The following is a 26,294-nucleotide window of genomic DNA, read 5'->3' as shown; positions in this document are numbered from 1 at the left end:
CCGAAAAGCAACCGCAGTCCGAACACGCCGCCCCGCCCGCCCTCTCGCCACCACATCGACCGCGCCTAATAACTCACCACCGCCCGCCGGCAGAGCCGGGTACCGGAGGTGAAACGCGAGATGCCCGGAAGCCCGCGCAGTGTTTCGCCGGGAAACGCGCTGGTTCACCGCGTCCAGCTGACGCCTGGCGTGCCCGAACCTACTCCTGCTGAGCAGACGCGCTCTGGTCGGTCTGGCGCCGTCAGTATCCGGTCGGGGTGCAGGGCGCGTACCGGCTTTCCAGGAGCTCGTCAGGGTGTCGATGTCAAGGGGGGCGAATGCGCCGGCGCGGTGCTCGGCGCGGGTGGCGCCGATGACCGCGTCGGTCACGACGGGTTTCGCGGCAGCCGGGCGGTCGCGATCTACATCATCGGGATGCCGCGGTTCTCGGCGTCCGGAAGGCGCGCGGGAGTCGTACCGCCGAGATATTGATATCTCCAGCGTCTCAATAGGCCCTAACAAGGTATTTGTGGTGTATGGGATTCGTTCCTTAGTCTGAGGCGTGTTCGAGGGGAGTTTCCGATGGAACTCAGGCAGCTCCGGTATTTCGCGGCCGTCGCCGAGACCCGTCATTTCGGCAGAGCCGCAGAACGTCTGCACATGGCCCAGCCCCCGCTCTCCCAGGCGATCCGCCGGCTGGAGACGGAACTGGGCGTGGAACTGTTCGCCCGCACCACCCGGCAGGTCGCCCTGACCGGCGCCGGCGAGGTGTTCCGCACCGATGTGGAGCGCATCCTCAAGGCCGTCGACGAAGCGGTGGCCCGAGTGGGGCGCTTCGCGGCGGGGGCGGAAGGGGTGCTCCGCATCGGGCTGACGGGAACCGCCTCGTACCGGCAGTTGCCGGCGCTGGCCCAACTGGTGAAACGCGAGATGCCGCACGTAATGCTGGAGGTGCACACCGAGATGCTCACACCCGCCCAGGAAGCGGCGCTGATCGAGCGGCGTCTCGATGTCGGCGTCCTGCGTCCGCCGGTGCGCCAGGAGGGTATCGCCCACCGCCGCATCGCCTCGGAACCGCTGGTCGTGGCCGTCCCGGGACATCACCGGCTCGGGAAGGCCGAGTCCGTGCCGGTGGAGCGGCTGCGGCATGAGAACTTCATCATGTACGCCGCCGCGCTCGGCTCCGTCGTCAACGACGCGGTGGTGCGCAGCTGTCTGGCCTCCGGCTTCTATCCGCACCGCGCCTACGAGGTCACCGAGACCTCGGCCGCCTTGGCACTGGTCGCCGCCGGCCTCGGGATCGCCGTGCTGCCGGACTCGATCCGCTCCGCGCCGCGCGAGGGCGTGCTGTGCAAACGGATCGAGGACGCGCTCCATGTCCATCTGGACCTCGCCTGGCGCGAGGACGACGACTCACCGCTGCTGCGGACCCTGCTGAAGGCGCTGGAGCGGAACGACGTGTTTCTCGAAGGAGTGGCATGAAGATCGTCAAGGTGGAGGCGGTGCCCTTCGCCATTCCCTACGCGAAACCGCTGAGATTCGCCAGCGGCGAGGTGCACACCGCCGACCACGTCCTGGTCCGGGTGCACACCGACCAGGGGCTGACGGGGACCGCCGAGGCGCCGCCCCGTCCGTACACCTACGGCGAGACCCAGGAGTCGATCGTCGCGGTCATCCAGAAGATCTTCGCCCCGCAGATCCTGGGGCTGACGCCGCTGGAGCGCGAGGCCGTCCACGAGAAGCTGGACCGGACGGTCGGCAACCCGACCGCCAAGGCCGCGATCGACATGGCTCTGTGGGACATCCTCGGGCAGGCGGCGGGCATGCCGGTGTCCGGCCTGCTCGGCGGCTACACCGACCGGATGCGGGTGAGCCACATGGTCGGGTTCGCGCCCGCCGACCGGATGGTGGCCGAGGCGGAGAGTGTCCGGGACACCTACGGCATCACCACCTTCAAGGTGAAGGTCGGCCGGCGGCCGTACGGTGACGACGTCACGGCCTGCCGGGCACTGCGCCAGGCGCTGGGCGCGGACGTGGAGCTCTACATCGACGGCAACCGCGGCTGGACCCCGTCAGAGTCGGCGCGCGCCCTGCGGGAGATGGCCGACCTCGGGCTGACCTTCGCCGAGGAGCTCTGCCCCGCCGACGATGTGCTCGGGCGCCGCTGGCTGGTGGCTCAGAGCACGGTCCCCTTCATCGCCGACGAGAGCGCCACCCGCGCTGCCGAGGTCACCCGGGAACTCCTCGGCGGATCCGCCACCGCCATCAGCATCAAGACCGCCCGCACTGGTTTCACCGCCTCCCAGCGGGTGCTGCACGAGTGCGAGGGGCTGGGCGTCGAGGTGGTGATGGGCAATCAGATAGACGGCCAGATCGGCACCCTGTGCGCGGTCGCCTTCGGCGCCGCCCACCGGACGACCGCCCGGCATGCGGGCGAGCTGTCGAACTTCCTCGACATGACCGACGACCTTCTCACCGAGCCGCTGACCATCGAGGACGGCACCCTGCGCATCCGCGAGGGCGCCGGACTCGGCCTCACCATCGACCCCGACAAGCTGGCCCGCTACCGCCAGGACCGCTGACCGGCCGCCTGACAAGACAAGGGACGAGACAATGACCGACCTCACCACGGACCAGCCCGCCGAGCAGGCCACCGCGGCCGCGTCCGGTGCCGCCGCCACCGAGCGGTTCCGCACCAAGGAGCGCACCGGCGCCACCGGCGCCGACACCAAGCGCGTGGACACCCTGGTCTCCGAGCTCCTCGCCGCCACCCATGACATCATCCGCCGCCACAAGCTCACCTACGCCGAGTACGACGCGCTCAAGGCGTGGCTGATCCGGGTCGGTGAGGACGGCGAGTGGCCGCTCTTCCTGGATGTCTGGGTCGAGCATGTCGTCGAGGAGGTGGCGAACGAGAACCGCGAGGGCAGCAAGGGCACCATCGAGGGTCCGTACTACGTCCCCGGCTCCCCGCGGATGTCCGCCGAGGCCACCTTGCCCATGCGCGAGGACGAGGCAGGCACCCCGCTGCTCTTCCAGGGCCGGATCACCTCCGTGGACGGCACCCCGCTGGCGGGCGCCGTGCTCGAGATGTGGCACGCCGACGACGAGGGCTACTACTCGCAGTTCGCCCCGGGCCTGCCCGAGTGGAACCTGCGCGGCACCGTCGTCGCCGATGAGCGGGGCGACTTCAAGGTCCGCACCATCGAGCCCGCGCCGTACCAGATCCCCACCGACGGCGCCTGCGGCTCGCTCATCGCCGCCGCCGGCTGGCACGCGTGGCGCCCCGCCCATCTGCACCTGAAGGTGTCGGCCCCGGGCCACCAGCCGGTCACCACCCAGCTGTACTTCAGGGGCGGCAGCCATGTCGAGGACGACATCGCCCAGGCCGTGAAGCCCGAGCTGATCCTCGACCCCGGTCCGGCCGCGGACGGCCACGGCCACCAGGTCACCTACGACTTCGTCCTCGACAAGGCGTGACGCGGATGCTGTTCGCGGTACGGATGGACGTCGACATCCCGCGCGACCTCGACCCCGAAGTCCGCGCGGACCTAGTGGCCCGCGAGAAGGCGTACTGCCGGGAACTGCAGAAGTCGGGACGCTGGGCGCACATCTGGCGCTGCGTCGGGCAGTACGCCAACCTCAGCGTCTTCGATGTGGAGGACAACGAGGAACTCCACGGCATCCTGTGGAACCTGCCCCTCTTCCCGTACATGGAGATCGACGTCACGCCCTTGGCCCAGCACCCGTCCGACCTGGCGGCCGACGAGGTCGTGGCGTGATGGACAAAGTAGTCACCACGGCCACGGACGCGGTGGCTGACGTGGCCGAAGGCGCGACGCTCGCGGTGGGCGGTTTCGGGCTGAGCGGTGTGCCGAACGTGTTGATCCAGGCGCTGTACGAGCGTGGCGTGGCCGGGCTCAGCGTGGTGTCGAACAACTGCGGGGCGATGGACTCCGGCCTCGCCGTGCTGCTGGCGGCGGGCCGGATCGCCCGGGTGACCGGGTCGTACATCGGGGCGAACAAGGAGTTCGCGCGGCAGTACCTGGCCGGAGAGCTGGAGGTCGAGCTGATCCCGCAGGGCACGCTCGCGGAGCGGCTGCGGGCGGGCGGTGCCGGGATCCCGGCGTTCTACACCCCGGCGGGGGTGGGCACGCTGGTCGCCGAGGGCGGGCTGCCGTGGCGCTACGACGGTCAGGGCGGTGTGACCCTGGCCTCGCCGCCGAAGGAGATCCGTGAGTTCGACGGGGTGGAGTACGTGCTGGAGCGCGGCATCCGCACCGACTTCGCGCTGGTGCGGGCCGCGAAGGGCGACCGGCACGGGAACCTCGTCTTCGCCAAGTCCTCGCGCAACTTCAACCCGCTGGCCGCGATGGCCGGACGGGTGGCCATCGCCGAGGTGGAGGAACTGGTGGAGCCGGGCGGGATCGATCCGCACGCGGTGCACCTGCCCGGGGTCTTCGTCCAGCGCGTGGTCGCGCTGACGCCGGAGCAAGCGGCCGACAAGAAGATAGAGCGGCGTACGGTCTCCGCACCTACGGCACCACGGACGGTGAGCGCGTAATGGCCTGGACACGCGAGGAGATGGCGGCCCGCGCCGCGCGCGAGCTGCGGGACGGCCAGTATGTGAACCTCGGCATCGGGCTGCCGACGCTGATCCCCAACTACCTCCCGCCGGGCGTCGAGGTGATCCTGGAGTCGGAGAACGGGATCCTGGGCACCGGCCCCTACCCGGCCGAGGACGAGGTCGACCCGGACCTGATCAACGCGGGCAAGGAGACCGTGACGGTCCTACCGGGCGCCTCCTACTTCGACTCGGCGCTGTCCTTCGGGATGATCCGCGGCGGTCATATCGACGTCGCGGTGCTGGGTGCCATGCAGGTGTCCGCCCGCGGCGACCTCGCGAACTGGGCGATCCCCGGAAAGATGATCACCGGGATCGGCGGCGCCATGGACCTGGTGCACGGCGCCCGCACGGTCATCGTGGTGATGACGCACACCGCCAAGGACGGCTCCCCCAAGATTCTTCCCGAGTGCGCGCTGCCACTCACCGGACGCGGCTGCGTCGACCGGATCATCACCGATCTGGGCGTCCTCGACATCACCGGGGACGGTCTGGTGCTGGTGGAGACCGCGCCGGGGGTCAGCACCGACGACATCGTGGTGCGGACCGCCGCCGAGGTCCGCACCCCCAGGAGGTTCGATCATGAGCACGCGTGACGTCTACATCGTCGACGCCGTCCGCACGCCGTTCGGCAAGTACAACGGCGCGCTGGCGAGCGTCCGCCCGGACGACCTGGCCGCCGGTGCCATCCGCGCGCTCCTGGCCCGGACACCGGACCTGGCCCCGTCGAGGATCGAGGATGTGTACCTCGGCAACGCCAATGGAGCCGGCGAGGAGAACCGCAATGTGGGCCGCATGGCGGCGCTGCTGGCCGGTCTACCGACCTCCGTGCCGGGCGTGACCGTCAACCGCCTGTGCGCCTCCGGGCTCGAAGCGGTCATCCAGGCCGCACGGGCCATCGCGGTCGGCGACGCCTCCATCGCCCTGGCCGGCGGGGTCGAGTCGATGACCCGCGCCCCGTATGTGCTGCCCAAGAGCGACCGGCCGTTCCCCGCCTCCCACACCGAGCTGTACTCGACCACCCTGGGCTGGCGGATGGTCAACCCGAGGATGGACCCGCAGTGGACCGTCCCGCTGGGGGAATCGGCGGAGCTCATCGCCGAGAAGCACGCGATCACGCGTGAGGAACAGGACGAGTTCGCCCTCGCCGGCCACCGCAAGGCCGCCGCCGCCCAGGCGGGCGGCCTGTTCGACCGCGAGATCGCGCCCGTGACGATCCCGCTCCGCAAGGGCGACCCGGTCGTCTTCGGCACCGACGAGTGCGTACGCGCCGACGCCTCCCTCGCGGCGATGGCCAAGCTCACGCCGTCGTTCCGCCCCGGGAACGGCACGGTCACCGCGGGCAACGCCTCGCCGCTCAACGACGGCGCGGCCGCCCTGTTGCTGGCCGACGAGGAAGGGCTGAAGGCCACCGGCCGGGAGCCGCTGGCCCGGGTGAGCGCCACCGGCTTGTCCGCGATCGACCCGCACTACTTCGGCCTCGCCCCCGTCAAGGCCGTGAACCGCGCCCTCGCCAAGGCGGGCAGGAGCTTCGCCGACCTGTCGGTCCTCGAACTCAACGAGGCCTTCGCCGCCCAGGTCCTGGGCTGTCTGGCCGAGTGGCCCGGATGCGACCCGGCGATCCTCAACCCGCAGGGCGGCGCCATCGCCCTCGGCCACCCCCTCGGCGCCTCCGGCGCCCGACTCGCCGGTACCGTCGCCCACCAACTCGCCCGCCGCGGCTCCGGTACCGGCGTCGCCACGCTCTGCGTCGGCGTCGGCCAGGGCCTCGCCGTCGTCCTCGAACGCTGACCCCACAACCCCGCAGGAGCCGCGGTGACGTCCCCTTTCTTGCCGCATCATCGGGTCCAGGGCGCGGCCGACGCCCCGCTGCTGGTCCTGGGCCCGTCCCTGGGCACCTCGACCACCGTCTGGGACCCACAGGCGACCGCCCTCGCCCGCCGCTGGCGGGTGCTGCGCTTCGACCTCCCCGGCCACGGCGGATCGTCCGCCGGGCCGCTCAAGGATCATGAGTCCGGTGGTACGACGGTCGGGCACCTGGCGTCGCTGGTTCTCGGCCTGGTGGACCACCTTGGCCGGGACCGGTTCCACTACGCGGGCATCTCCCTGGGCGGAGCCCTCGGGACCCACCTCGCCGTCCGCCACCCCGAACGTGTCGCCTCCCTGGCTCTGGTCTGCTCCTCCGCGCATTTCGGACCGCCGGGCCCCTGGCGGGAGCGCGCCGCCCTCGTACGGCGCGAGGGGACCGGACCGTTGCTGGAGAGCGCCCCGCACCGCTGGTTCGCCGATCCCGGTACGGCTGCCCGGACGCCTCTCGGAAGCGCCCTGCTGCGAAACCTCGCCACCGCCGATCCGGTCGGCTACGCGGCCTGCTGCGACGCCCTCGCCACCTATGACCTGCGGTCCGAGCTGGCCCGGGTCACCGCTCCCACGCTCGTCATCGGCGGCTCCCACGACACCGCCACGCCCTTGGAGCACGCCGAGGAGCTCGCGGCGGGGATCCCCGGAGCCGACTTGCGGACCGTCGCCACCGGACATCTCGCCATGGAGGACCCGCAAGCGGTCGAAGAGGCACTGAGCGCCCACCTCCGCGCGGCCGAACCCATTTCCGCCAGGTAAAAGTCCGGCCGCGTGCCTGGCATCCCTCCCCCGCGTGGTCGCGTGAGCCCGAAGGAGGATCCATCCGGTTCCGCGGAGGCCCGGCCGCCCCAGATGGTCAGCATCGCGAACGGTCTCAGGGAGGCGCTCGGCGCGGACCGGGTGTCCGTCGTGGACGGCGTCGAGGTCCGCAGGGATCCGCTCACCGCCGGCGGCGGCTCCCTGCGTGATCCGGAGACGGGAGAGTTCGGTATGCGGGTCACGACCCGCGACGGCGACGGTGAGGTGATCGAGTCCCGGCACGTCGGCCGGACCGAGGTCTTCACGCGGGAGAGCCCCTGGCTACGGTCGGCCGCGAGCATCGAGCTGACCGCCGAGGACGGGGACGCCCCGCTCGGCCGGGACACGTTCGATGCGCTGGAAGCGCTGGGCACGGGCAACTCCGACGCGCTTGTGCACCGTACGATCGGCTGCTGGACGGGTTGCAGCAGCAGTGGCTGCTGCACCCGGAGCGGGTGTCCATGATCGAGGAGTTCGGCGCCTACGTGGCAGGACTCCGCGCCCGCTGGGGCACCGCCTCCGTGCCCGGGCAGTGGAGACGGTCATGAGGTGCCACTGTCCGGAGCGGCGGGGATGGGAGCGAGAGAGGTGAATACGGTGCACGCAGAGATGGAGAATGACTCCCTGCTGCGGAAGGTGCGGTTGATCCTTGGCGCCTTCGACACCGGGTCACCGGTGCTTGGCCTGTCCGAGTTGACGCGGCGCACCGGGCTCGCGAAAACCACGGTCCACCGGGTGGCCACCGAGATGGTCGACGTGGGACTGCTGAAACGACACGGCCGCCGCTACGAACTGGGCTCGCTCCTGTTCGAGCTGGGCCAACGTGTCCCCCGGACCAGGGCCCTGCGCTTGATCGCGGCCCGCTACCTCGAAGACCTGGCGCTCACCACCCGGGAAACCGTCGTGCTGGCGTTTCCCGGGGATCAGGACGTCCTCTTCGTGGAGAAGTACTTCAGCCAGCGCGGCGGGGGTGTCGCCGTCACCCAGGTGGAGGGCAGGGTGCCGTTCCACTGCGGGGCGTCTGGCAAGGCGCTGCTGGCCTTCGGTGACCCGGCGATCCGCGAGCGGGTCCTGGCCTCTCCGCTGCGCCGCCGTACCCAGTGGACCATCGCGGACCCTGAGCGGCTCCAGGCCGAGCTCGAGCAGACGCGCCGGCAAGGCTACGCCGTCGATCGTCAGGAACTCGTCGTCGGCTACGGGGCGGTCGCCGCGCCGGTGTTCGCCGAGGACGTCGCCGTGGCGACGGTGACCGTGGTGGGTCCCGTGGAACGTCTGGACGTGTCGCGGCTCGCTCCCGTGGTCGCGGCGGCCGGCCGCGCCTTGACGCGGGATTTCGCGGGCGTAAAAGACTGAGCAGAGCAAACTTTTCGGTCCGATGACCGGGCCAATGGCATTCCGCTCGACCACGCCGCGGCGAACAATCCGTGAACAGCGAAAACGCAGTTCCCGATCTCCGGAAGCGGCCGATGGAGGACGAGCATGGCAGAGACGAATCGCACGCCACGTGCGGTGCGCAGGGCAGCGATCGCGAGCTTGGTCGGCAGTGCGCTCGAGTGGTACGACTTCTTCCTCTACGGCACGGCCGCCGCGCTCGTCTTCAACAACTTGTTCTTTCCCACCTTCGATCCCCTGGTGGGCACGATCGCAGCCTTCGGCACCAATGCGGCGGGCTTCGTCGCCAGACCGCTGGGCGGCGTCGTCTTCGGGCATTTCGGTGACCGGCTCGGCCGTAAGTCGATGCTGGTCATCACCCTGATGATCATGGGCATCTCGACCTTCCTGATTGGCGCGCTGCCCAGCTACACCACCATCGGCGTCTGGGCCCCGGTGCTGCTGGTGGCCCTGCGGATCGTGCAGGGCATCGCGGTCGGCGGCGAATGGGGCGGAGGAGTGCTGATAGTCAGCGAACACGCACCCGAGCGCCGCCGCGGTTTCTACTCGGCGTGGAGCCAGACGGGCGTGGGGCTCGGGTTCGTCCTCTCCGCGTCGGTCTACACCCTGGTCCAGGCCGTGACCAGCAAGGACGCCTTCCTCACCTGGGGATGGCGCATCCCGTTCCTGGCCGGCATCCTGCTCACCGCCGTCGGACTGCTGATCCGGATGCGGGTCATGGAAACGCCGGTGGCCCGGCAGGTGTCCTCGGCCCCGGCCCCGAAGAAGACCCGGCTGCCCATCGTGGACGTACTCCGTACCCACCCCAAGGCGGTGCTGATCGCCTTCGGCGCGCGCATCGCCGAGAACGGTGCGATGTACGTCTTCCTCACCTTCAGCCTCTCCTACGCGGCCAGGATCAAGCTGGACAGCGATCTCGTACTGGCCGCGGTCGTCGTGGGCATGCTGGTCGAATCGTTCGCGATGCCGATGTGGGGTGCGCTCTCGGATCGGGTCGGACGCCGCCCCGTCTACCTCGGCGGCGCGATCGCGATGATCCTCTGGGCCTACCCGTTCTTCGCGATGTTCGACTCACGCCATCCGATCCTGGTGTTCGTGGCCGTGTTCGTGGCGGTCGTGATCTGCCACGGGGCGATGATCGGTACCCAGCCCGCGTTCTTCCACGAACTCTTCGACAGCCGGGTGCGCTACAGCGGCGTCGCCTTCGGACATGAGCTCGCCTCGATGGTCGCCGGCGGCTTCTCACCCATCATCGCCACCGCGCTGTTCGCCTGGGCGGGCGCGTCCTGGCCGGTCGCGCTGTTCTTGATCGGCATGGGTCTGGTCACTGTCATCGCCGTGGCGGCCGCTCCCGAGACCCGGGCGAAGGCCGCCGATGAGAGTGGGACCCCGCAGAAGGTGGAGGAGACAGCCGGAGCCGCGACCGCCTGAACGGCCCGCGTCACCGATCCCACTGCCCGTACCACCGTAGAAAGGAGGCTCACACATGCCCCCGACCAGTGCCGTCGCCCCCGACGAGCTGGCGCAGCAGGTGCTGATCCGCTACTTGGAGCTGTGCGATGTCCCCCGGTCACCGGGCGCGACCGGCCGACTGGAGGACCTGTTCACCCCGGACGCCGTATGGGAGGGCGTCGGACCGCTCTACGCCGCGAAGTTCGGCCGCACGACCGGGGCGCGGGCGATCGCGGAGATGGTCTCGGCCCACCTGCCCCCGAACCCGCACTTCCAGGCGAATGTGCATCTGCTCCACCCCGGTACGACGGACACGGACGGAGACCAGGTCCGGGGCAGGTGGCTGATGCAGCAGCTGTCCCGGTACGAGTCCGGCGGCGCCGAACTCCTCGTGGCGAGGCTGGAGGTGGATTTCCGCATCGAGGAGGTCCGGGCCCGGATCCGCCACTTCCGCACCGAGCGGGTCTTCGACGCGGACCTGGGCCAGGCCATGGCGGCGGGCCTCCCAGCCGCTGAGGTGGCGGCGCGATGACGGCACCTGACGGCCGGACGATGCTCCTCACCTGTTATCGCGACATCCGCCACTACGGCTGGTACCACGTGGACCTGTTCCTGCACGACCGGAACGGCAGGGAACTGAACTGGGTGCACTGGGGCGCCGCCGAGGAAGGCCCCGAGGGCGCGGACGCTGCCTGCGCCCGTGTCGAACCCACCTTGCGACGGACCACCGAGTGGCGCCACGGCGTCCGGGCCGACGGCAGCGACTACTGGACCGCCGACGCCAAGTGGGACGAAGAAGCCGAACACGACGACTCACAGGAAACGATGGAATGAACACACCCACTGAACCCGGCCTCACCGGCAGCGACATCGCTGCCCTGGCCGAACACGACCGAGTGGACGTCTCGCTCTACACCGACCCGGAGCTGTTCGAGTTGGAGATGGACCGCATCTTCAACCGCACCTGGGTGTGGGTGGCACACGAGAGCGAGATCCCGAACGCCGGTGACTTCCGGACCGCCATGGTCGGCCGCCAGCCGGTGATCGTGACCCGGGACCGCCGCGGCGGGATCAATGTCCTGATCAACCGCTGCCGCCACCGCGGCGCCAGCCTGTGCGAGGCTCCCAAGGGCAACGCGAACGGTTTCACCTGCCCGTACCACGCGTGGTCGTACGCCCTCGACGGAAAGCTGCGGGGCATCCCGTACCCCGACGGCTACGAGGACGTCCTGGAGAAGAAGGACTTCCCGCTGCACCGGCTGAAGGTGGACAGCTACGCAGGGATGATCTTCGCCAGCTTCAACCCGGACGTGGAACCCCTGGCGGACTTCCTCGGACCGGCCAGGCGCTGGATCGACCTGTTCATGAAGCAGGGTGCCGGTTACCCCATCAAGGTGCAGGGCGAGCACAAGTTCCGGTTCCAGGGCAACTGGAAGATCCAACTGGAAAACACCACCGACGGCTACCACTTCCCGATCGTGCACCGCTCCTGGATGTCCTCCGTGGACGCGGAGACCGCGGAGATGCTGTCGTTCATGACCGACGAGAAGGCGGTCACGCACTCGCTCGGCAATGGACACAGCGTCATGATCATGGTGCCCGAGCATGTCGACCTCGACGAGGACGACGGCACCGAGCAGTTGCAGGAGCGCTTCAGCCACATCATCGAGGAACTGTCGAAGGACTTCGAACCGGCGACGGTGCGGCGCATCGTGCGCTCGATGCACGGCGCCGGGTTCAATCTGAACCTGTTCCCGAATGTGGCCATGTCCATGGCGTTCTTCCGCGTGCTGCGGCCCATCTCCGTGACCGAGACGGAGATCCGGCACCTGGCGCTGGGTCTGGACGGCGGGCCGGAGATCGTCAACCGCGAACGGCTGCGGATCCACGAGCACTTCCAGGGCCCGTTCGGATTCGGCAGCCCCGACGACTCCGAGGCATGGGACCGGGTGCAGCGCGGCGCCGCCGCGGGGCCCGGTCTGCCGATCATGGTGAACCGCGGCCTGGCCCGCGAGCGGGATGAACGGAAGGGACGGGTCTCGCACGCCACCGACGAGACCGGGATGCGCGAGGCGTACGCGATGTGGAAGGCGATGATGACCGATGTCCGCTGAGACCCTGGAAACCACTGAATCCCTGGCCCTCACCGATCCCCGGATCGCTCCGGCCCTCGAACTGATCTGGCGCGAGGCCCACCTGCTGGACCGCAAGGAGTACGCCGAGTGGGACCGGCTGTGGGCCCCCGGTGGCCTGTACGTGATCCCGATCGACCGCGAGACCGAGGACTTCGCGTCCACGCTCAACATGGTCTACGACGACGACCGCATGCGCCGGATGCGGATCGAACGGCTGACGTCCGGCTACTCGATCTCGGCGGCCGCCGCCGCGCGCACCGTGCGGACCCTGTCCCGCTTCGTGGTACTGCACGGCGATGACCAGTCCGTTCGGCTGAGCTCGGCGCAGGTGCTGGTCGGTCACCGGCGGGAGCAGACGTTCGTGCTCGGCGCGGACGTGACCCACCGCGTCCGGCTGGACGGGCCCGAGCCGCTGATCGAGGAGAAGGTCGTCCGACTGATCAACTCCGAGGACGCCGTCAACGCGTCGGGCTTCCTGCTGTAGGCGAGGCACACGATGATCACAGTCACGGTCAGCGAGATAACGGCCGAAACCGACGCGGTGAAGTGCTTCCGCCTCCGGCGCGGTGACGGCCTCCCCTTCGCGCCGTACGAGGCGGGGGCACATGTGGACGTCCTGGGCCCGAGCGGGGTCACGCGGCAGTACTCTCTGTGCGGGCCACCCGACGAGCCCGACTCCTATGTGATCGCGGTCAAACGGGAGGAGTGCTCCCGGGGCGGCTCCGCGGCGCTTCACGACCAACTGGAGGTCGGGGGCCAACTCGCCATCAGCGAGCCGCGCAACCTCTTCCGCCTCGAGCCGGGGGCGGCCCGGCACGTCCTGGTGGCGGCCGGTATCGGGATCACACCGCTGCTCAGCATGGCGTATCGGCTGCGCAGGACCGGCAGCCACTTCCGGTTGCACTACTTCGCCACCAGCCGGGAGAAGGCGGCGTTCGTGCCCCTCCTGGAGAGCCCGGAGTTCACCGCCGACGTGGAGTTCCACTTCGCCGTCGGCCGGGACAACCAGCTGGGGATACTGGCCGAGGCGCTGTCGGACGTGGACGATGCAACGCACGTCTACACCTGCGGGCCGAAGGAGTTCATGCGACGCGTCGTCGATGTGGCGACCCGCACTCTGCCCGAGGACCACGTCCACGTCGAACACTTCCAGGCCCTGCCGCCGACGGCCGAGGCGGGGGACGCGTTTGAGGTGGAACTCGACACCGGCGAGGTATTCCGCGTTCCCCCCGGACGGAGCATTGTCGAGGTGCTGGCGGAAGGCGGCATCGACGTCGACACCTCGTGCCGCGAGGGCATTTGCGGCACCTGTGTACTCACCGTGCTCGACGGTGTCCCGGACCACCGCGACAACTGCCTGACCCGCAAGGAGAAAGCGGCCGGTGACCAGATCGCGGCCTGTGTCTCACGTGCCCGCACGGCCCGACTCGTGGTGGAGCTGTGAACCGGCCGACGTCCCTCTCCGCCTGGGCCGCGCGAGTGGCCGACGGCAAGCTGAGCGCGAGCGAAATGGTCATCGGCGCGCTGGAGCGCCTGGACAGGTCCGAACCCGACGTCCGGGCGTGGGTACGCGTCGACCGGGAGGGAGCGCTGAGTGCCGCCCGGCGGCTCGACGCCACGCCGGGCGGCCGACCGCTGCACGGAATTCCGCTCGGGGTCAAGGACATCATCGACGTCCGCGGCCTGCCGACCGAATGCGGATCGCCGCTGCGACGCGGCCGGATGGCCGCGTCCGACGCCCCGCTGGTGGCCCGGCTACGACAGCTCGGCGCGATCCCCCTGGGCAAGACGGTCACCACCGAGTTCGCGTACTTCGCCCCCGGCCCCACCAGGAATCCGCACGACCTCGCGCATACGCCCGGTGGGTCTTCCAGCGGATCCGCGGCCGCCGTGGCAGCGGGCGTAGTCCCCCTTGCCCTCGGCAGCCAGACCGCCGGCTCGCTGACCCGGCCGGCCGCGTACTGCGGGGTCGCGGGCTTTGTGGCACCTGTCGGGGGACCGCTCGAAACCACAGGCTTCGTGGGCTTGTCCCACAGCCTCGACGCGGTCGGGCTGCTCACCCCGACCGTCGCCGATCTACGGCTGGTGTATGGCGCGCTGACCAGCGCGGACCTGTTCCCCGGCCCCGTCGCGCCCTCGGTGCGACCGAGGCTCGCGGTGTGGCCGGGCACCGAACTGGCCGAGGTCACACCGGACATGCGGGCCGCTCTCACACGGACCGCCGAGCACGCGGTGGAAAACGGTGCGGTACGCGTGGATGTCGGCTGGTCCGCCCGTACGCCCCGGCTGGTCGAGGCGCACGCCACGGTCATGGCCTACGAGGCCGCCCGTGCTCTCGCGGAAGAAGGCGCACACCCGGATCAGCTGAGCGCCCCGCTGGTCGAACTCCTGGTCCGAGGACGCGCCACCTCTGTCGGAGAGTATCGCGACGCGCTGTCGGTCGCCGAGCGGGAGCGCGCCGAGATGCTGACACTGCTCACCGACGTGGACGCCGTGCTCGGCCCAGCCGCCCAAGGTGCGGCGCCGAAGGGGCTGACGGCCACCGGGTCACCGGTCCTGAGCCGGCCGTGGCAACTCCTGGGCCTGCCGGTACTGACCATGCCGGGCCACCGGGACAGCCAGGGCATGCCGCTGGGCCTGCAACTCATCGGCCATCCGGATCGGCTGGACCGGCTCTTCGCGCTCGGCCACGCCTTCGAGGAGGCCGCCCGGGCAGGGCGGTTTCGCGGATAAGGACGGCAAGTTATCGCGTGGCGAGACCGGAGCATGGTCCCTGGCGTGGTCGATCGGGGTCGGCGAGTTGGTCTGGTGCCCGTAGTCTTTGCCCATCCCTGGGAGAATTCGTCGGCTTTATTTCTATATGCGCAATGGCTGAAGAAATTCAATATTCCGATCAGGCCGCTGAGCTGGGCGTTTCCTGTGGATGGCGGGGCAGCCGGGGTGGCTGGGTGGGGTACTCGTTGACCAGTCCGCCAAGTATCTGGCGGTGCCTGACCGTGGCTACGGGCAGGGGGATGACGTTCGGGTCGTCGTCGGGTACTCGTAGGCCGAGGCTGCGGTGGGCTCGTCCGGCGTTGTAGTGCTCGGCATAGGCGGTGAGGACCGTGCGCAGGTGTCGTTCGCCGGTGATGAGGAGGCGGTCGGTGCGCACCCTCAAGACCCTCGCCGACCGGTCCCGGCTCGGTGTAGGACCGCTGACCTGCCAGGCGATGGCCGCGGGCCTCGGCATGGACGTAGTGCCGGTCCGGATGGAGGCACGGGTCAAGCAATCCGCGCGACCCGCTCAGCGGGCCAAGCCTCTGGCGAGTATTTTAAAGGTTCGCAATTATGGCGCATTGGATCTGAGAAGGCGGCCATTGCGGTCAGGCGAACGACAATCACAAAGGGGAGAAATGCTACTTCCACAACGGCCGACGAGGCCAGGGCGGGTTCCACGCCTGCGAATGGCAATTATTTGCAGTGCTGTGCTGGTTCTTCAAATGCTCACGATCTCCGGCGCCGCCGAGGCCAACGCGGCCGAAAAGCATGGCAGTTCATGCACTGCTCTCGCAAAGCTCTCTCTGCCGGATACTGAGATAACATTTGCGGAGCTGGTTCCTAGCGGCGACTACAAAGCTCCTGATGGCATGGTGTATCCGGATCTTCCCGAATTTTGCCGCGTGTCGGCGACAATTGCTCCGAGTCTCAAGTTTGAGGTCTGGATGCCGTCGACTTCGTGGAACCAAAGGCTTCAGGGAGTTGGGAACGGTGGCTTTGCCGGGACGATCAGCTACCAAGCGATGGCTCCCGCTCTCGCTGAAGGTTACGCGACCGCGTCTACGGACACCGGACACTCGGCGTCCGACTCGGAGAATGCGTGGATAAGCAACCCGACTCAGCTCGAGATGTGGGGCCGGACATCGATTCACTTGATGACGCTGCGGACCAAGGAGATCCTGGCGGCGCACTATGGAGTGGGTCCGAAGTACTCCTACTTCGTAGGCGGATCCACCGGTGGTCGGCAGGGCATGATCGAGGCGCAGGACTATCCCGCAGACTATGATGGAATCGTCTCGAAAAGTCCTGGGATGGACTACAGCCATGTGATGATGGCAGTCCTCTGGACCTCGCAGCGAATCGCAGAGAGTCCGAGCGGCGTACTCCGTGAGCCCGAGCGCAAGCTGCTCAACGAAGCGGTGCTCGCGGCATGTGCTGGCCGCGATGGAACCCCCGGAGACCCGTTCCTTAATGATCCCCGCGACTGCGATTTCAACATTAAGCGGTTGCAGTGCCGCCCGGGAGTGACCAGTGGGTGCCTGACTGCTAAACAGATCGCGACCGCTGAACGAGTGTACGCTCCGGTCACCAACCAGCGGACGGGTGAGCAGCTCTATCCAGGGTTCTCCTACGGGAGTGAAGCCGCCTGGCATTTCGCGGCAGAGCGCCCGGATTTGGCGTCCTATCCACAGGCGCTGTTCGGGAGGGCCGTCTTCAATGATCCGAACTGGGACTGGCGCACCTTTGACTTTGATAAGGACGTCGCATCGGTTGAGAAGAAACTGGCTCCCAAGATTGATGCGACGAGTACGGATCTCGCGCCATTCGCGGCTCGAGGAGGCAAGCTCATCATGACCCAGGGATGGAGCGACGACTACCAGGCAGCGACACTACCGATTGAATATTACAATCGAGTTCTGCAGGACACGCATGGCTCAGATGTTCGCTCGTCCCTCCGGAATGTTCAGAAGTTCTACCGGCTGTTCATGATTCCAGGCGGCGGGCATGTAACGGGGGGATCGGGCCCAAATTCCTTTGACGCATTGTCCGCTGTCCGGGCCTGGGTTGAGCGGGGGACTGCTCCGGAGAAGATCGTTGCAACCAAATACGTCAACGATCGACCCGAAAACGGCGTCTCGATGACGCGGCCGTTGTGCGCTTATCCTCGGGTAGCTCGCTATGACGGTTCTGGGTCGACCTCGGAAGCGAGCAACTTCCAGTGCGAAAACGATTGGGGGGACTTCGCCACGGATGTGGCACGCGAGCAGCGGTAATCTGGGCTCCTACGCCTTGCAGGCTTTTTCACTGGGTTGCGGTTCTGCTTCTGCTTCCCTGGCCTCGATGCTGCTGACCCGACACCTGGTCGCCAAACTGACCGCTGCCCCCTGATCAGGTCGAGACGCCTGCGTGTGGTTGACGCACCGAGCTCTTCCAGTGTGGCCACTGATGGGGTGACGACGCAGGTGTCCGCAACGGACAGGGCTCCGTGCCGTTGAGGGAGGTGTTTGCCGCCTCAACTCAGCAGCATTGGAGCCTCGTTGGTCTCCTGTCCTTGCCGAACCGGACGGACCTGCCTCATGCCCTGGCCGAGTGGGTCACCTTGCTCATGCCTAGCACGCGGGTTGATACCGCACCTCCGACAAGAGGCAGCAGGACGACCCCGGTGTCTGTCGCAGCCTTTCAGCGGCTCTTCGCGGTCCGAGACACGAGGCGCAGCTGTCTGGCGGAGCGGGCGAGGGCTCCCCTGCTGCGTCAGCCGTGGGGGTAGGGGAAAGTGAAGCTTCCCCTTGATCGTGGACACCTGGAGACTGGGACGAGGTTCCAGAGGAAGTAGTGCCAGGTGGGTAGTCAGTACTCGAAGCGGTATGCGGAAGAGTTCAAGCGGGACGCGATCGCGTTGGTCCGCTCCTCCAGCAAGACGGTTACGGAGGTCGCGCGGGATCTGGGGGTGAGTCCGGAGAGCCTGCGCGGCTGGGCCAGGCGAGCTGACCAGCGCCGAGCGTGAAGAGCTCACACGGCTGCGTCGGCAGAACGCCGAGCAGCAGAAGACGATCGATACCCTGAAAAAAGTATTCATGGCGCCGCTGCGCGGCGTCACCGTGGCGGGATGAGAATCCGGGTTCGCTCCCGGCTGTCCCCGTGGTCTGGGTAAACGCTCTGTCGACGCCACTGCCCGCGGGTTGCGTCCCGTGAAGTGGTGTACGGGTTCTACCTGATCCGGGGGTTTTCCTCGGCGTCGGGACGAGGGCCCGGATAGACAGACGGCCACCGGCTGATCCTTCGAGAACGACGAAGATCTTGAAGGAGATCAGCACGATGACCGCACCTGACTGTGAGGATGTGACGGCATCCCGGAAGGTGGCCTGACCCGGCACCTGACTGGCTCCGTGTCCTGACACTGATCCGTCGGCCGCTGACCGGGGCGCGACTTGCTGCCGCCGGACTGGTGGACGTGTCCCAATAGGGGCTTTCGCAACAGGCACCGTCACAGTCCTGACCGCTTCCAGCTTGACGGCAGTCACCTGTGCCCCCGTGGTGAAGGCAGGCGAATGTGCTCAGCACGGCCCACGATCACCCCGTCCTCACCAGCGCCCCTTCGGCTTCGGAGGAGGTCGTGCTCGGTGTGGATACCCATAAGGATGCCCATGTCGCGGCCGTCGTTACCGCCCTTGGGGCTGTGCTGGCCACTCGAGACTTCCCGGCCACGGCCGAAGGCTACCGGCAGCTCCTCGCCTGGGCCCGTTCGTTCGGAGATTTGCAACGTGCAGGAGTGGAATGCACCGGTTCCTACGACGCCGCCCTGACCCGCTACTTGCACACCGAAGGCATCACGGTCACGGAAGTCAATCGGCCAGACCGGCAGGCCCGCCGCCGTCATGGCAAGTCCGACGCTGTCGACGCCCAGGCGGCCGCACAGGCCGTCCTGTCCGGCCGGGCGACTGCCACCGCGAAGACCAGCGGCGGTCCCGCGGAGATGCTCCGCCTGTTCAAACTGGCCAAGGCATCCGCCATCAAGTCGCGCACTCAAGCGATCAATCAGCTGAAGGCCGTCCTCGTCGCCACTGAACCCGCGCTGCGAGAGCACTTGTCCGCCCTGAGCACCCCACGCCTCATCCGCGAGTGCGCCGTGCTCGACCCCGGCACTGTGTCCACTGCCTGCGACGCGGCTCGGCACACGCTGCGGCTGCTTGCCCGCCGCATTCACGCCCTCAGCGAAGAGATCGAGGAGCTCAACACCCGGATGAAGGAGGTAGTACGAGCCGCGGCGCCTGCCCTGCTGGACCAGCACGGTGTGGGCCCCGACACCGCAGCCACCCTGCTCATTGCCGCGGGCGACAACCCTGAGCGCCTCCACAGCGAGGCCGCGTTCGCCGCGCTGGCCGGCGTCAGTCCTGTCGACGCCTCATCTGGGAAAACCCAGCGCCGCAGGCTCAACCGGGGCGGCGACCGACAAGCCAACGCCGCTCTCTACACCATCGTGCTCAGCCGCTTGCGCTGGGATTCCCGCACCCAGATCTACATGCAGCAACGCGTCGCCCAAGGTAAAACCCGCCGCGAAGTCATCCGGTGCCTCAAGCGCTACATCGCCCGCGAGCTCTACCCAATCATCATCCGCACACAGCTGCCGACGACCACCGGTTGACATCCATAGGGGCATCAGTGTGCCTCTGCATGCCCTGACCGAGGACAACCTCGCTTCGGCGAGTCCCGATCTGCTCCGGGCGATGATCAAGACGTTCGCCGACGCCCTGATGGCCGCCGAGGCCGATGCCGTGTGCGGCGCCGAGTACGGCCAGGTCAGCGAGGAGCGCGTCAACCACCGCAACGGGTACCGCCCACGCGGGTGGGACACCCGGGCCGGCACCGAGCCTGTTGCGTTTTCGTTCGGGCTGCGCAGCAACGATGGAGCACCGCTTCCAACCTGGATGCCCTGTGCGTCTCCAGCGCATGGCTGTCTGTCCCGGTGGATGCAGACGCCGGAACTGGTCTTCCTATCGGTTGGATTCCCCTCAGGCAGTCAGGGCCGCTGCCCGAAGGCGGGGGTCCAGTCGGCAGAACTTGCGGAGGTTGAGCACCAGCCCGGCGAGTTCCAGGTCGGACTGGCAGGCCGTCCGCCCTCGGCGGGCGAACCGGCGTAGGCGAGTCCGGTCCTTGAGCTGGCCGTTGACCGGTTCGACCGTGGCAGCCCGGCGCTTGTAGGTCGCCGATCCGTCTTCGGTGGCGAGACGGTGGAGCATCCAGGTTGCAGCGTCGGCATCCTCGGGCGGGGGCTTCGCGTTGTGATCCACCTGCGGCAGGTCCCTGGCCTTTCCCGGCGCGATGAGGCGGTCGGGCCCGGGGACGTTCAGGTTTTCCTCGCTCCAGTAGCCGCTGTCGAACAAGAACGTGCCGATCCAGTCCGTCACGCAAGGGCACGACGTCTGACTGCACCCGGTTGCGGATAAGACCCCAGCGCCTGTGAGCGATGCGAACGCTTCGATGCAGCACCCGCCCAGATCCGGGCATTGACGCAGGCAGCGGGCCTGATGGACGGCGAGGGCTGCCGCGACGGCCACGGGCATCATCGGCTTGAGCTGTCGCCGGTCGTTGCCGTCCTGGACAAGTTCGCAGGCCAGGATCAATCCGTCGGCCCCGACGGCCAGCTGGGCGTTGTAACCCTGCAGAGCGCCGCCGTCGGCCCCTTGCATCTGTCGGCTGTCGGGATCGGTGACGTTGCGCCGGACCTGCGGCGGCTTGTCTTTGACAGTGTTGCCCCGTGGTCCACGTTTGCCGCCACCGGGTGTGACCTGCACGGTAGTCGTAGTGCGCTGGTCCATGGCGTTGTCTTGGGCCGAGCGCGCCCTTGCCAGTTCGTTCTCGGCCCGCACCACCCACCGCTTGGCGCGGGCGACCTCGCGTCCACGGTCCTCGTCGAAGCCGAACGGCCCGAGTACAGGCTTGGGTCCGTGGCCGGCCTCGAAGAGCCGGAGCTGATCGCGGTCGGCGTCAACGCCGACGGCCAGCGCGAGATCCTCGGCCTGGACGTGGCCACCGCCGAGGACGGCGCCGGCTGGCTGGCCTTCCTGCGCTCCCTGATCGCCCGCGGCATGTCCGGCGTCCAGCACGTCATCTCCGACGCGCACGCAGGCCTCGTCGACGCGATCGGCGCTGTCCTGCCCGGCGCGTCCTGGCAGCGGTGCCGCACCCACTGAAGCCGTAAAGAATCAACTTGTCGGTGTGTCGGTTTCTTCATCCGCGACGGCGAGGAGTTCGGTGGCGGTGCGGTAGCGGGTGGTGGCCGGAGGTGGGAGAAGTCCGCCTTCGGCAAGCAAAGGCCGGATCTCGCGGACGACGTTCCCGATCGAGGACCTGCTCACGTCCCCAGCACGTCGGCGAGGACGTCCAGCGTGCACAGTTTCCGCAGGTAGAGGATGGCGACGACGACGCGTTCTCTGTCGCCGAGTTTCTGCGGGAAGACGCCGCCGCGGCTGCCCGGCTGGCGATCGGCGCCCCGGCGCTGGTAGGAGGCACGTTCGACCTGGGCCACCTGGCGTGGGGCGAGGCGGCGAGCGAGCGCATCCAGCTCCGCGCGGGACATGCCGGTAAGCCGCGGATGGGACAGACTCTCCATGATCCGGGTGCGCGGCGGGGTCTTGTCGGTGTCGAGGAAGGCCATCAGCGTGTGCGCCGTGGTGAACCGGCTGGGGGCGTAACCGGGCTGGTGGCCGTGGTCCTCCAGGACCCGGCGAGTCTCGGCGATGAGGTGGCCGATGCAGGTGGGGGTCACCTCCAGCATGTCGCCCAGCAGCTTCATCGAGCAGACCTGGCGCTGGTAGAGGAGGGTGAGCATCACCCGGGTGGCGTCGTCGAACAGCGGCTTGGCCCGCTGATTTCCGGTTGCGCGCCGGGCGCGTCCGCCGCGCTGCTCGCTGTAGCGTTCCTGGGCCCGGGCGGCTTGCAGAGGGGCCAACTCGGCGCACAGGTCTGCGAGTGCCGTGCCACTCAGCCCGCTCAGGCGCGGGTCCGCGAGACGGGTGAGAAGCTCGCGGCGGCGGTCGGCGACGCCGTGTGCCTCGCCGACAGGCGACACCTGTGGCGCGGTAGGTTCGGGCAGCAGGGTGTAGTTCCACTGGCCGTGAACCTCATGCCGGACCAGCGGCAGCGCGGCGAAGCGGTCCTTGCTGATCGCGATGCCGGTTGGGTAGTCACCGCGATCAAGATGGGCCTCGACGCGCAGACCAGCCCGGGTGCGGGTGGCGACGATCGTCTCGATAACGACTTCGTGGCTGGTCAGCGGCCTGCCACGCCAGTTGTGGGTGATGTGGGAGAACAGCCGGTGCTCGATTTTGTTCCACTTGCTTGTGCCCGGAGGAAAGTGACACACCGTGATCGTCAGGCCCGTCTCGGCGGCCAGGGCAGCCAGTTCACTCTTCCAGACCCGGTAGCGGTAGCCATTGGAACCGCCCGCGTCCGAGGTGATCAGCAGCCGTGACGCCTTCGAGTAGTCGAGGCTGCCGCGACAGCGCCACCAGCGGCGGATGGACTCGACCGCGAAGACCGACGTGTCGTGGTCGACACCGACGTTGACCCAGCCGGTGTTGCGAGCGATGTCGTAGATCCCGTACGGGATCGCCTGCTGAACGTCCGGGCCGCTGAAGAAGAAGTGATGGTCCTCCACCTCGACCGGCTCGCCCCTGGGCCGCCACTCGCGGCCGGCCATGGGCAGCCGTCCAATCTGCTCCCGCTTCTTCGTGTCCACGCTGATCACCGGCTCGCCGTCGGCCTGGTGCTGTTTGACCTGCTCGTTGATGTAGCGGAACTGGGCATCCCGGTCGGGATGCTGGGCACCCTCGAGGGTCTTGACGTTCGCCTGCAGACTGAAGCCCTCCTGCTTGAGCAGCCGACCCACCGTCGGTGCGGACACCGGGTGCCCCTGCCGGGTCAGTTCCTCGGCCAGGTTGCGCAGCGACTTCGTCGTCCACCGCAGCGGAGACTGAGGATCTCCCCGCTCGTCCGGCTCGACCATGCCTAACAAGGCTTTGAGCAGGGCAGGATCGTTGGCTTCGGCCCGCTTGCGGCCTCCGCCTGGTGCACGCACCCGGCCGTCCGGCAGCGGCCCGGCCCCCGCTTCCAGCTCCGATATTCCACGACGCACGGTCGTCTCGCTGACCTGCGCGATCCGCGCGACCGCCCGTACGCCGCCGTGCCCGAGCAGCCGGGCCTCGGTAGCCAGGGCCAGCCGCCGCTGCCGCTCGTTCAAGTGCGGCAACAACACCGAGAACCTGCAGTGGAGTTGGGAACAGATCTCCTCCGGAACCGCCATACCCTGACAACGAGGCTGTCCCTGTAAAGCAGCACCTTGATTCTTTACGGCTTCACTATGCCCACGCTCTGCTCTCGCAGGTCCCCACATCCGCCCAGCCCTGGGTGGCCACCTTGCTGCGGACCGTCTTCGAACAGCCCGACACCGCCGCCCGCGCGCAGATGAAACACGCGCTGGACGCCCTGGAGGCCACGTTTCCCAAGGCCGCCGAGCACCTCGACGCCGCTCAGTACGACCTCTGGTCTTCACCACCTTCCCTGACGAGATCTGGCGGCAGATCTGGTCCAACAACCACCGGGGCGTTTGAACAAGGAGATCCGTCGGCGCACTGACGTGGTCGGGATCTTCCCCGACCGCCCCGCCGTGATCCGCCTGGTCAGCGCGGTCCTGGCCGAGCTGAACGACGAATGGACCGAAGCCCGCCGCTACATGGGCCGCGAACTGCTCGCCAAAGCCCGCCTCCACCCGATCGAGTCAGAAGCCAACGAACCCAGCCTCCCCACCGAACTCACCGCATAGCCTCAACAACGGATCACCGAATGGCCGTCCATACACCACTCCATCAATGGCATCTTCTATATAGGTCGCGCGAGTTCGCTCGACCACTCCATGCCCCACGTTGTGGTGGCCAGGTCCGCTTCTGCGACTCGCGGGACCCTCACGGACCGGATGGCGTGGCTTGATAGGAGCGCGATGTCCCCGTACTCGCCTGAGTGCACCACCAAGTACAGAGATATGTGCACCACTCCTCAGGCCACGTCGGTGTCCCGCTCGATAGCTTGAAGACGGTTCTTGAGCCGGTAGCTGTTGCCGTTGATGGAGACGACCTCGCAGTGGTGCAGGAGGCGGTCGAGGATCGCGGTGGCGAGGACCTCATCCCCGAACACCTGTCCCCATTCTCCGAAGGTCTTGTTCGAGGTCAGGATGATGGAGCCCTTCTCGTAACGCTTGGAGATCACCTGAAAGACCAGATTGGCCTCGGCGCGTTCGAGGGGCTGGTATCCGACCTCATCGACCACGAGGACGCTGGGCCGCAGGTAGGTGCCGAGCTTGTTCACCAGCCGCCCGGCGGCCTCGGCGGTTTTGAGGTTGCGGACCATGTCGTCGAGGGTGGTGAAGTAGATCGAGTAACCGGCCCGGCAGGCCGCGACCGCGAGAGCGACGGCGATATGCGTCTTGCCGACCCCCGGCGGCCCCAGCAGAGCCGCGTTGGCTTTGGCCTCGACGAACGACAGGCTGGCGAGGTCCTTGACCTTGCGCGGGTCAAGGTCGGGCTGGAAGGAGAAGTCGTACTCGTCGAGTGTCTTGTGATGTGGCAGCCTCGACAACCGCAGGCCCTGACGGAAGCGGCGGTCCTCACGGACCGCGAGTTCCTCGGACAGGACCAGGTCGAGGAAGTCGAGGTAGCCCATCTTCGCCTCGTCGGCCCGGCGAGTGAACTCATTGATGGTCTCCGCGAGATGAGGCAAGCCGAGCTTGCTGGCCGTGGTGCGGATGCGATTGCCGGTCAGCTGGCTCAAGAGGGTTCCTTTGTCACTCGGTTGGTGGTGAAGGGACGGGTGCCGGTGAGCTCGTCGTAGACCGACAGCGGGCGGCGACCGACCTCGACGCTGGCGACAGCGGCCCGGTTCAGCAGGGCTTGCAGCGGGCCAGCCTCGGGCCCGAGCGGCTGCCCGCGGCGGGGCGGTGGCGGGACATCGCCGGTGGTGACGCGACGTCCGGCTCCGGTGGGCAGGCCGTCCCAGTGCCTCTCGTCCACGATCCTGGCACCGCGGCCGACCGCCCTTGGATGGGCAGCCAGCAGCGTTCCCCCGTCGGCGCCGGGGACGGTGGAGTGCAGAGTGACCTGCGACTTGGTCGCCCGGATCTCGACCAGCTGGCGTGGGCGGACCTTGCGGGCGGGCACCGAGTAGAGGTTCGCGTCGAAGGCGACCAGGCAGTCCTTCCCGACGTGCCGCAGATGCCGCTGGGCCACCACGTAAGGAGTCTTCGGCAGTGGACGCAGGGCCATGTGATCCCGCACTGCCCGGTGTCCGATGATCTCGCCGTGGGTGCCGTGCACCTTCGCCCGCCGCAGCAGCACCCAAGCTGAGAAGGCGGCGTTCATCTCGTCGATCGAGGAGAAGGCCCGTCCGGCCAGCACATGGTCGCGGACGATCAGGACTTGCCGCTCGACCCGGCCCTTGCCGGTGGGCCGGTAGGCGGCCAGGACGTCAATGTCGAAGTCGTAGTGCCCAGCGAACGCGACGGCTTCCGGGTGCAGCGGGACCGCCTCGCCCGGCGCGACGTGCCGGCGCACGACGGTCTTGGTGCGGTCGTAGACGATCGTCATCGGCACCCCGCCGAAGTGCGCGAACGCGGCCCGGTGGCAGTCGAAGAAGCTCGCCAGGTCCTGGCTGGTGGTGAAGCAGCAGAACGGGTCGCGTGAGTACGACAGCGTCATGTGGAACGAGTAGACCTTGGGGATCCCGACGTGGGCGAGGATCTTGCCCTCATCGCCCCAGTCCACTTGAGCCTGGGCGCCCGGGACCACCTCGAACCGCCGGTGCAGCCCGGCCAGTTCGCCCGGGCTGATGCCGAGTTCCTCGGCGATTCGGGGCCGGGCCTGCTGGAGGTAGATCTTGACCCGCTGGTAGTTGATGGTGACCCCGTACTCCGACGCCAGGCGCTCGTGGATCACTGATGCCTTCAGCAGGATCTCCGACCTGAGTATCCCGTCGATGAGCGGGGCGACCTCGTCGACCGCCCGTCGATGCTGCCGACCATCGGCTGTCCGTTTCGGCGGTGCGACGGGAGCCTCGCCCGACAAGTACTTCGTGACCGTGCGGCGGTTCAGCCCGGTCTCCTTCGCGATCTCCCGCAGGCTCATCGCACCGGACTCGTACAGACCGCGGTACCGCCTCAACTCCAGCCAGCGATGCGGGTCCAAGACCACCTCAGCCGCCCCTCTGCCACCCCGAACAGACAGCAGAAGACTCGCGGCACCCACCCATCA

At 68.2% G+C, this 26,294-nt stretch carries 24 protein-coding genes and 4 pseudogenes; 23 read left to right on the top strand and 5 right to left on the bottom strand.

The features are described 5' to 3' along the window. Window positions 1-561 precede the first annotated feature (561 nt). The 17 genes from ACMTAK_RS40315 to ACMTAK_RS40235 all read left to right on the top strand — a co-directional run bounded on the left by ACMTAK_RS40315 (window position 562) and on the right by ACMTAK_RS40235 (window position 14,973). Entirely contained in the window at window positions 562-1,461 is a 900-nt protein-coding gene (locus ACMTAK_RS40315) for a LysR substrate-binding domain-containing protein (RefSeq protein ID WP_413810720.1), read from the top strand. Further along, a complete protein-coding gene (locus ACMTAK_RS40310) occupies window positions 1,458-2,561 on the top strand; it encodes a mandelate racemase/muconate lactonizing enzyme family protein (RefSeq protein ID WP_413810719.1) in 1,104 nt (367 codons plus the stop codon). Before ACMTAK_RS40315 ends, ACMTAK_RS40310 begins: the two co-directional genes overlap by 4 nt. 31 nt (window positions 2,562-2,592) lie before the next feature. Beyond that, window positions 2,593-3,459 carry a catechol 1,2-dioxygenase gene (gene catA, locus ACMTAK_RS40305; protein WP_413810718.1) on the top strand — a complete coding sequence of 289 codons (867 nt, stop codon included), beginning with the start codon at window positions 2,593-2,595 and terminating at the stop codon, window positions 3,457-3,459. A gap of 5 nt (window positions 3,460-3,464) precedes the next feature. Continuing rightward, a complete protein-coding gene (gene catC / locus ACMTAK_RS40300; RefSeq protein ID WP_413810717.1) occupies window positions 3,465-3,761 on the top strand; it encodes a muconolactone Delta-isomerase in 297 nt (98 codons plus the stop codon). Beyond that, complete coding sequence (locus tag ACMTAK_RS40295; protein WP_413810716.1) at window positions 3,761-4,543, top strand: CoA transferase subunit A; 783 nt, start codon at window positions 3,761-3,763, stop codon at window positions 4,541-4,543. Before catC ends, ACMTAK_RS40295 begins: the two co-directional genes overlap by 1 nt. Then, complete coding sequence (locus tag ACMTAK_RS40290) at window positions 4,543-5,199, top strand: CoA transferase subunit B (RefSeq protein ID WP_413810715.1); 657 nt, start codon at window positions 4,543-4,545, stop codon at window positions 5,197-5,199. The genes ACMTAK_RS40295 and ACMTAK_RS40290 overlap by 1 nt, the downstream gene beginning before the upstream one ends. Further along, window positions 5,186-6,394: a thiolase family protein gene (locus tag ACMTAK_RS40285; RefSeq protein WP_413810714.1), complete on the top strand. Its 1,209-nt coding sequence runs from the start codon at window positions 5,186-5,188 to the stop codon at window positions 6,392-6,394. The genes ACMTAK_RS40290 and ACMTAK_RS40285 overlap by 14 nt, the downstream gene beginning before the upstream one ends. A 24-nt stretch (window positions 6,395-6,418) precedes the next feature. Beyond that, the gene (locus ACMTAK_RS40280; RefSeq protein ID WP_413810713.1) at window positions 6,419-7,222 is read left to right on the top strand and encodes an alpha/beta fold hydrolase; all 804 of its coding nucleotides are present in this window, start codon (window positions 6,419-6,421) and stop codon (window positions 7,220-7,222) included. A 42-nt stretch (window positions 7,223-7,264) separates the two neighbouring features. Next, entirely contained in the window at window positions 7,265-7,726 is a 462-nt protein-coding gene (locus ACMTAK_RS40275; protein ID WP_413810712.1) for a hypothetical protein, read from the top strand. Window positions 7,727-7,870: 144 nt separating this feature from the next. Then, on the top strand, window positions 7,871-8,614 hold the full coding sequence (locus ACMTAK_RS40270) for an IclR family transcriptional regulator (RefSeq protein ID WP_413810711.1): 744 nt from the start codon (window positions 7,871-7,873) through the stop codon (window positions 8,612-8,614). A gap of 126 nt (window positions 8,615-8,740) precedes the next feature. Further along, complete coding sequence (locus ACMTAK_RS40265; protein WP_413810710.1) at window positions 8,741-10,084, top strand: MFS transporter; 1,344 nt, start codon at window positions 8,741-8,743, stop codon at window positions 10,082-10,084. Window positions 10,085-10,139: 55 nt separating this feature from the next. After that, on the top strand, window positions 10,140-10,637 hold the full coding sequence (locus tag ACMTAK_RS40260; RefSeq protein WP_413810709.1) for a nuclear transport factor 2 family protein: 498 nt from the start codon (window positions 10,140-10,142) through the stop codon (window positions 10,635-10,637). Then, window positions 10,634-10,939, top strand: a complete 306-nt coding sequence (locus tag ACMTAK_RS40255) for a hypothetical protein (RefSeq protein WP_413810708.1) — start codon at window positions 10,634-10,636, stop codon at window positions 10,937-10,939. The genes ACMTAK_RS40260 and ACMTAK_RS40255 overlap by 4 nt, the downstream gene beginning before the upstream one ends. After that, window positions 10,936-12,219 carry an aromatic ring-hydroxylating oxygenase subunit alpha gene (locus tag ACMTAK_RS40250; RefSeq protein WP_413810707.1) on the top strand — a complete coding sequence of 428 codons (1,284 nt, stop codon included), beginning with the start codon at window positions 10,936-10,938 and terminating at the stop codon, window positions 12,217-12,219. Before ACMTAK_RS40255 ends, ACMTAK_RS40250 begins: the two co-directional genes overlap by 4 nt. Further along, a complete protein-coding gene (locus ACMTAK_RS40245; protein WP_413810706.1) occupies window positions 12,209-12,724 on the top strand; it encodes an aromatic-ring-hydroxylating dioxygenase subunit beta in 516 nt (171 codons plus the stop codon). Before ACMTAK_RS40250 ends, ACMTAK_RS40245 begins: the two co-directional genes overlap by 11 nt. A 12-nt stretch (window positions 12,725-12,736) precedes the next feature. Next, window positions 12,737-13,684: a PDR/VanB family oxidoreductase gene (locus ACMTAK_RS40240; RefSeq protein ID WP_413810705.1), complete on the top strand. Its 948-nt coding sequence runs from the start codon at window positions 12,737-12,739 to the stop codon at window positions 13,682-13,684. Next, window positions 13,681-14,973, top strand: a complete 1,293-nt coding sequence (locus ACMTAK_RS40235) for an amidase (protein WP_413810704.1) — start codon at window positions 13,681-13,683, stop codon at window positions 14,971-14,973. The genes ACMTAK_RS40240 and ACMTAK_RS40235 overlap by 4 nt, the downstream gene beginning before the upstream one ends. A gap of 160 nt (window positions 14,974-15,133) precedes the next feature. On the opposite strand, the gene ACMTAK_RS40230 is transcribed toward ACMTAK_RS40235, so the two are convergent. After that, window positions 15,134-15,391 carry a hypothetical protein gene (locus ACMTAK_RS40230; protein ID WP_413810703.1) on the bottom strand — a complete coding sequence of 86 codons (258 nt, stop codon included), beginning with the start codon at window positions 15,389-15,391 and terminating at the stop codon, window positions 15,134-15,136. Here ACMTAK_RS40230 and ACMTAK_RS40225 point away from each other — a divergent pair. From ACMTAK_RS40225 to ACMTAK_RS40210, 4 genes and pseudogenes are all read left to right on the top strand, one after another. Beyond that, a complete protein-coding gene (locus ACMTAK_RS40225; RefSeq protein WP_413810702.1) occupies window positions 15,384-17,270 on the top strand; it encodes a tannase/feruloyl esterase family alpha/beta hydrolase in 1,887 nt (628 codons plus the stop codon). The genes ACMTAK_RS40230 and ACMTAK_RS40225 overlap by 8 nt on opposite strands. Window positions 17,271-17,836: 566 nt before the next feature. After that, window positions 17,837-18,001 carry a transposase gene (locus ACMTAK_RS40220; protein ID WP_413810701.1) on the top strand — a complete coding sequence of 55 codons (165 nt, stop codon included), beginning with the start codon at window positions 17,837-17,839 and terminating at the stop codon, window positions 17,999-18,001. 546 nt (window positions 18,002-18,547) lie between these two features. Continuing rightward, a complete protein-coding gene (locus ACMTAK_RS40215; protein ID WP_413810700.1) occupies window positions 18,548-19,639 on the top strand; it encodes an IS110 family RNA-guided transposase in 1,092 nt (363 codons plus the stop codon). 1 nt (window position 19,640) lies between these two features. Beyond that, window positions 19,641-19,925, top strand: a pseudogene (locus ACMTAK_RS40210) (transposase); the annotation flags it as partial. 81 nt (window positions 19,926-20,006) lie between these two features. Here the strand turns inward: ACMTAK_RS40210 and ACMTAK_RS40205 are convergent. Further along, window positions 20,007-20,813 carry a transposase gene (locus ACMTAK_RS40205; protein WP_413810699.1) on the bottom strand — a complete coding sequence of 269 codons (807 nt, stop codon included), beginning with the start codon at window positions 20,811-20,813 and terminating at the stop codon, window positions 20,007-20,009. A gap of 57 nt (window positions 20,814-20,870) precedes the next feature. Here ACMTAK_RS40205 and ACMTAK_RS40200 point away from each other — a divergent pair. Beyond that, window positions 20,871-21,185 (top strand): annotated as a pseudogene (locus ACMTAK_RS40200) (transposase); the annotation flags it as partial. Between the two features lie 15 nt (window positions 21,186-21,200). On the opposite strand, the pseudogene ACMTAK_RS40195 reads toward ACMTAK_RS40200, so the two are convergent. Continuing rightward, window positions 21,201-23,299, bottom strand: a pseudogene (locus ACMTAK_RS40195) (ISAzo13 family transposase). 47 nt (window positions 23,300-23,346) lie between these two features. Between ACMTAK_RS40195 and ACMTAK_RS40190 the strand changes: the two are divergent. Continuing rightward, window positions 23,347-23,818, top strand: a pseudogene (locus ACMTAK_RS40190) (transposase); the annotation flags it as partial. 230 nt (window positions 23,819-24,048) lie between these two features. Here ACMTAK_RS40190 and istB read toward each other — a convergent pair. Together istB and istA are read right to left on the bottom strand one after the other, a co-directional pair. Next, the gene (gene istB, locus ACMTAK_RS40185; protein WP_413810698.1) at window positions 24,049-24,819 is read right to left on the bottom strand and encodes an IS21-like element helper ATPase IstB; all 771 of its coding nucleotides are present in this window, start codon (window positions 24,817-24,819) and stop codon (window positions 24,049-24,051) included. Next, a complete protein-coding gene (gene istA / locus ACMTAK_RS40180; RefSeq protein ID WP_413810697.1) occupies window positions 24,816-26,234 on the bottom strand; it encodes an IS21 family transposase in 1,419 nt (472 codons plus the stop codon). The genes istB and istA overlap by 4 nt, the downstream gene beginning before the upstream one ends. Window positions 26,235-26,294: the final 60 nt, after the last annotated feature.

The sequence above is a fragment of the Streptomyces lacaronensis genome, from assembly GCF_047337785.1.
Lineage (GTDB): Bacteria > Actinomycetota > Actinomycetes > Streptomycetales > Streptomycetaceae > Streptomyces > Streptomyces lycopersici.
This window is presented reverse-complemented; position numbering and strand designations above follow the sequence as displayed.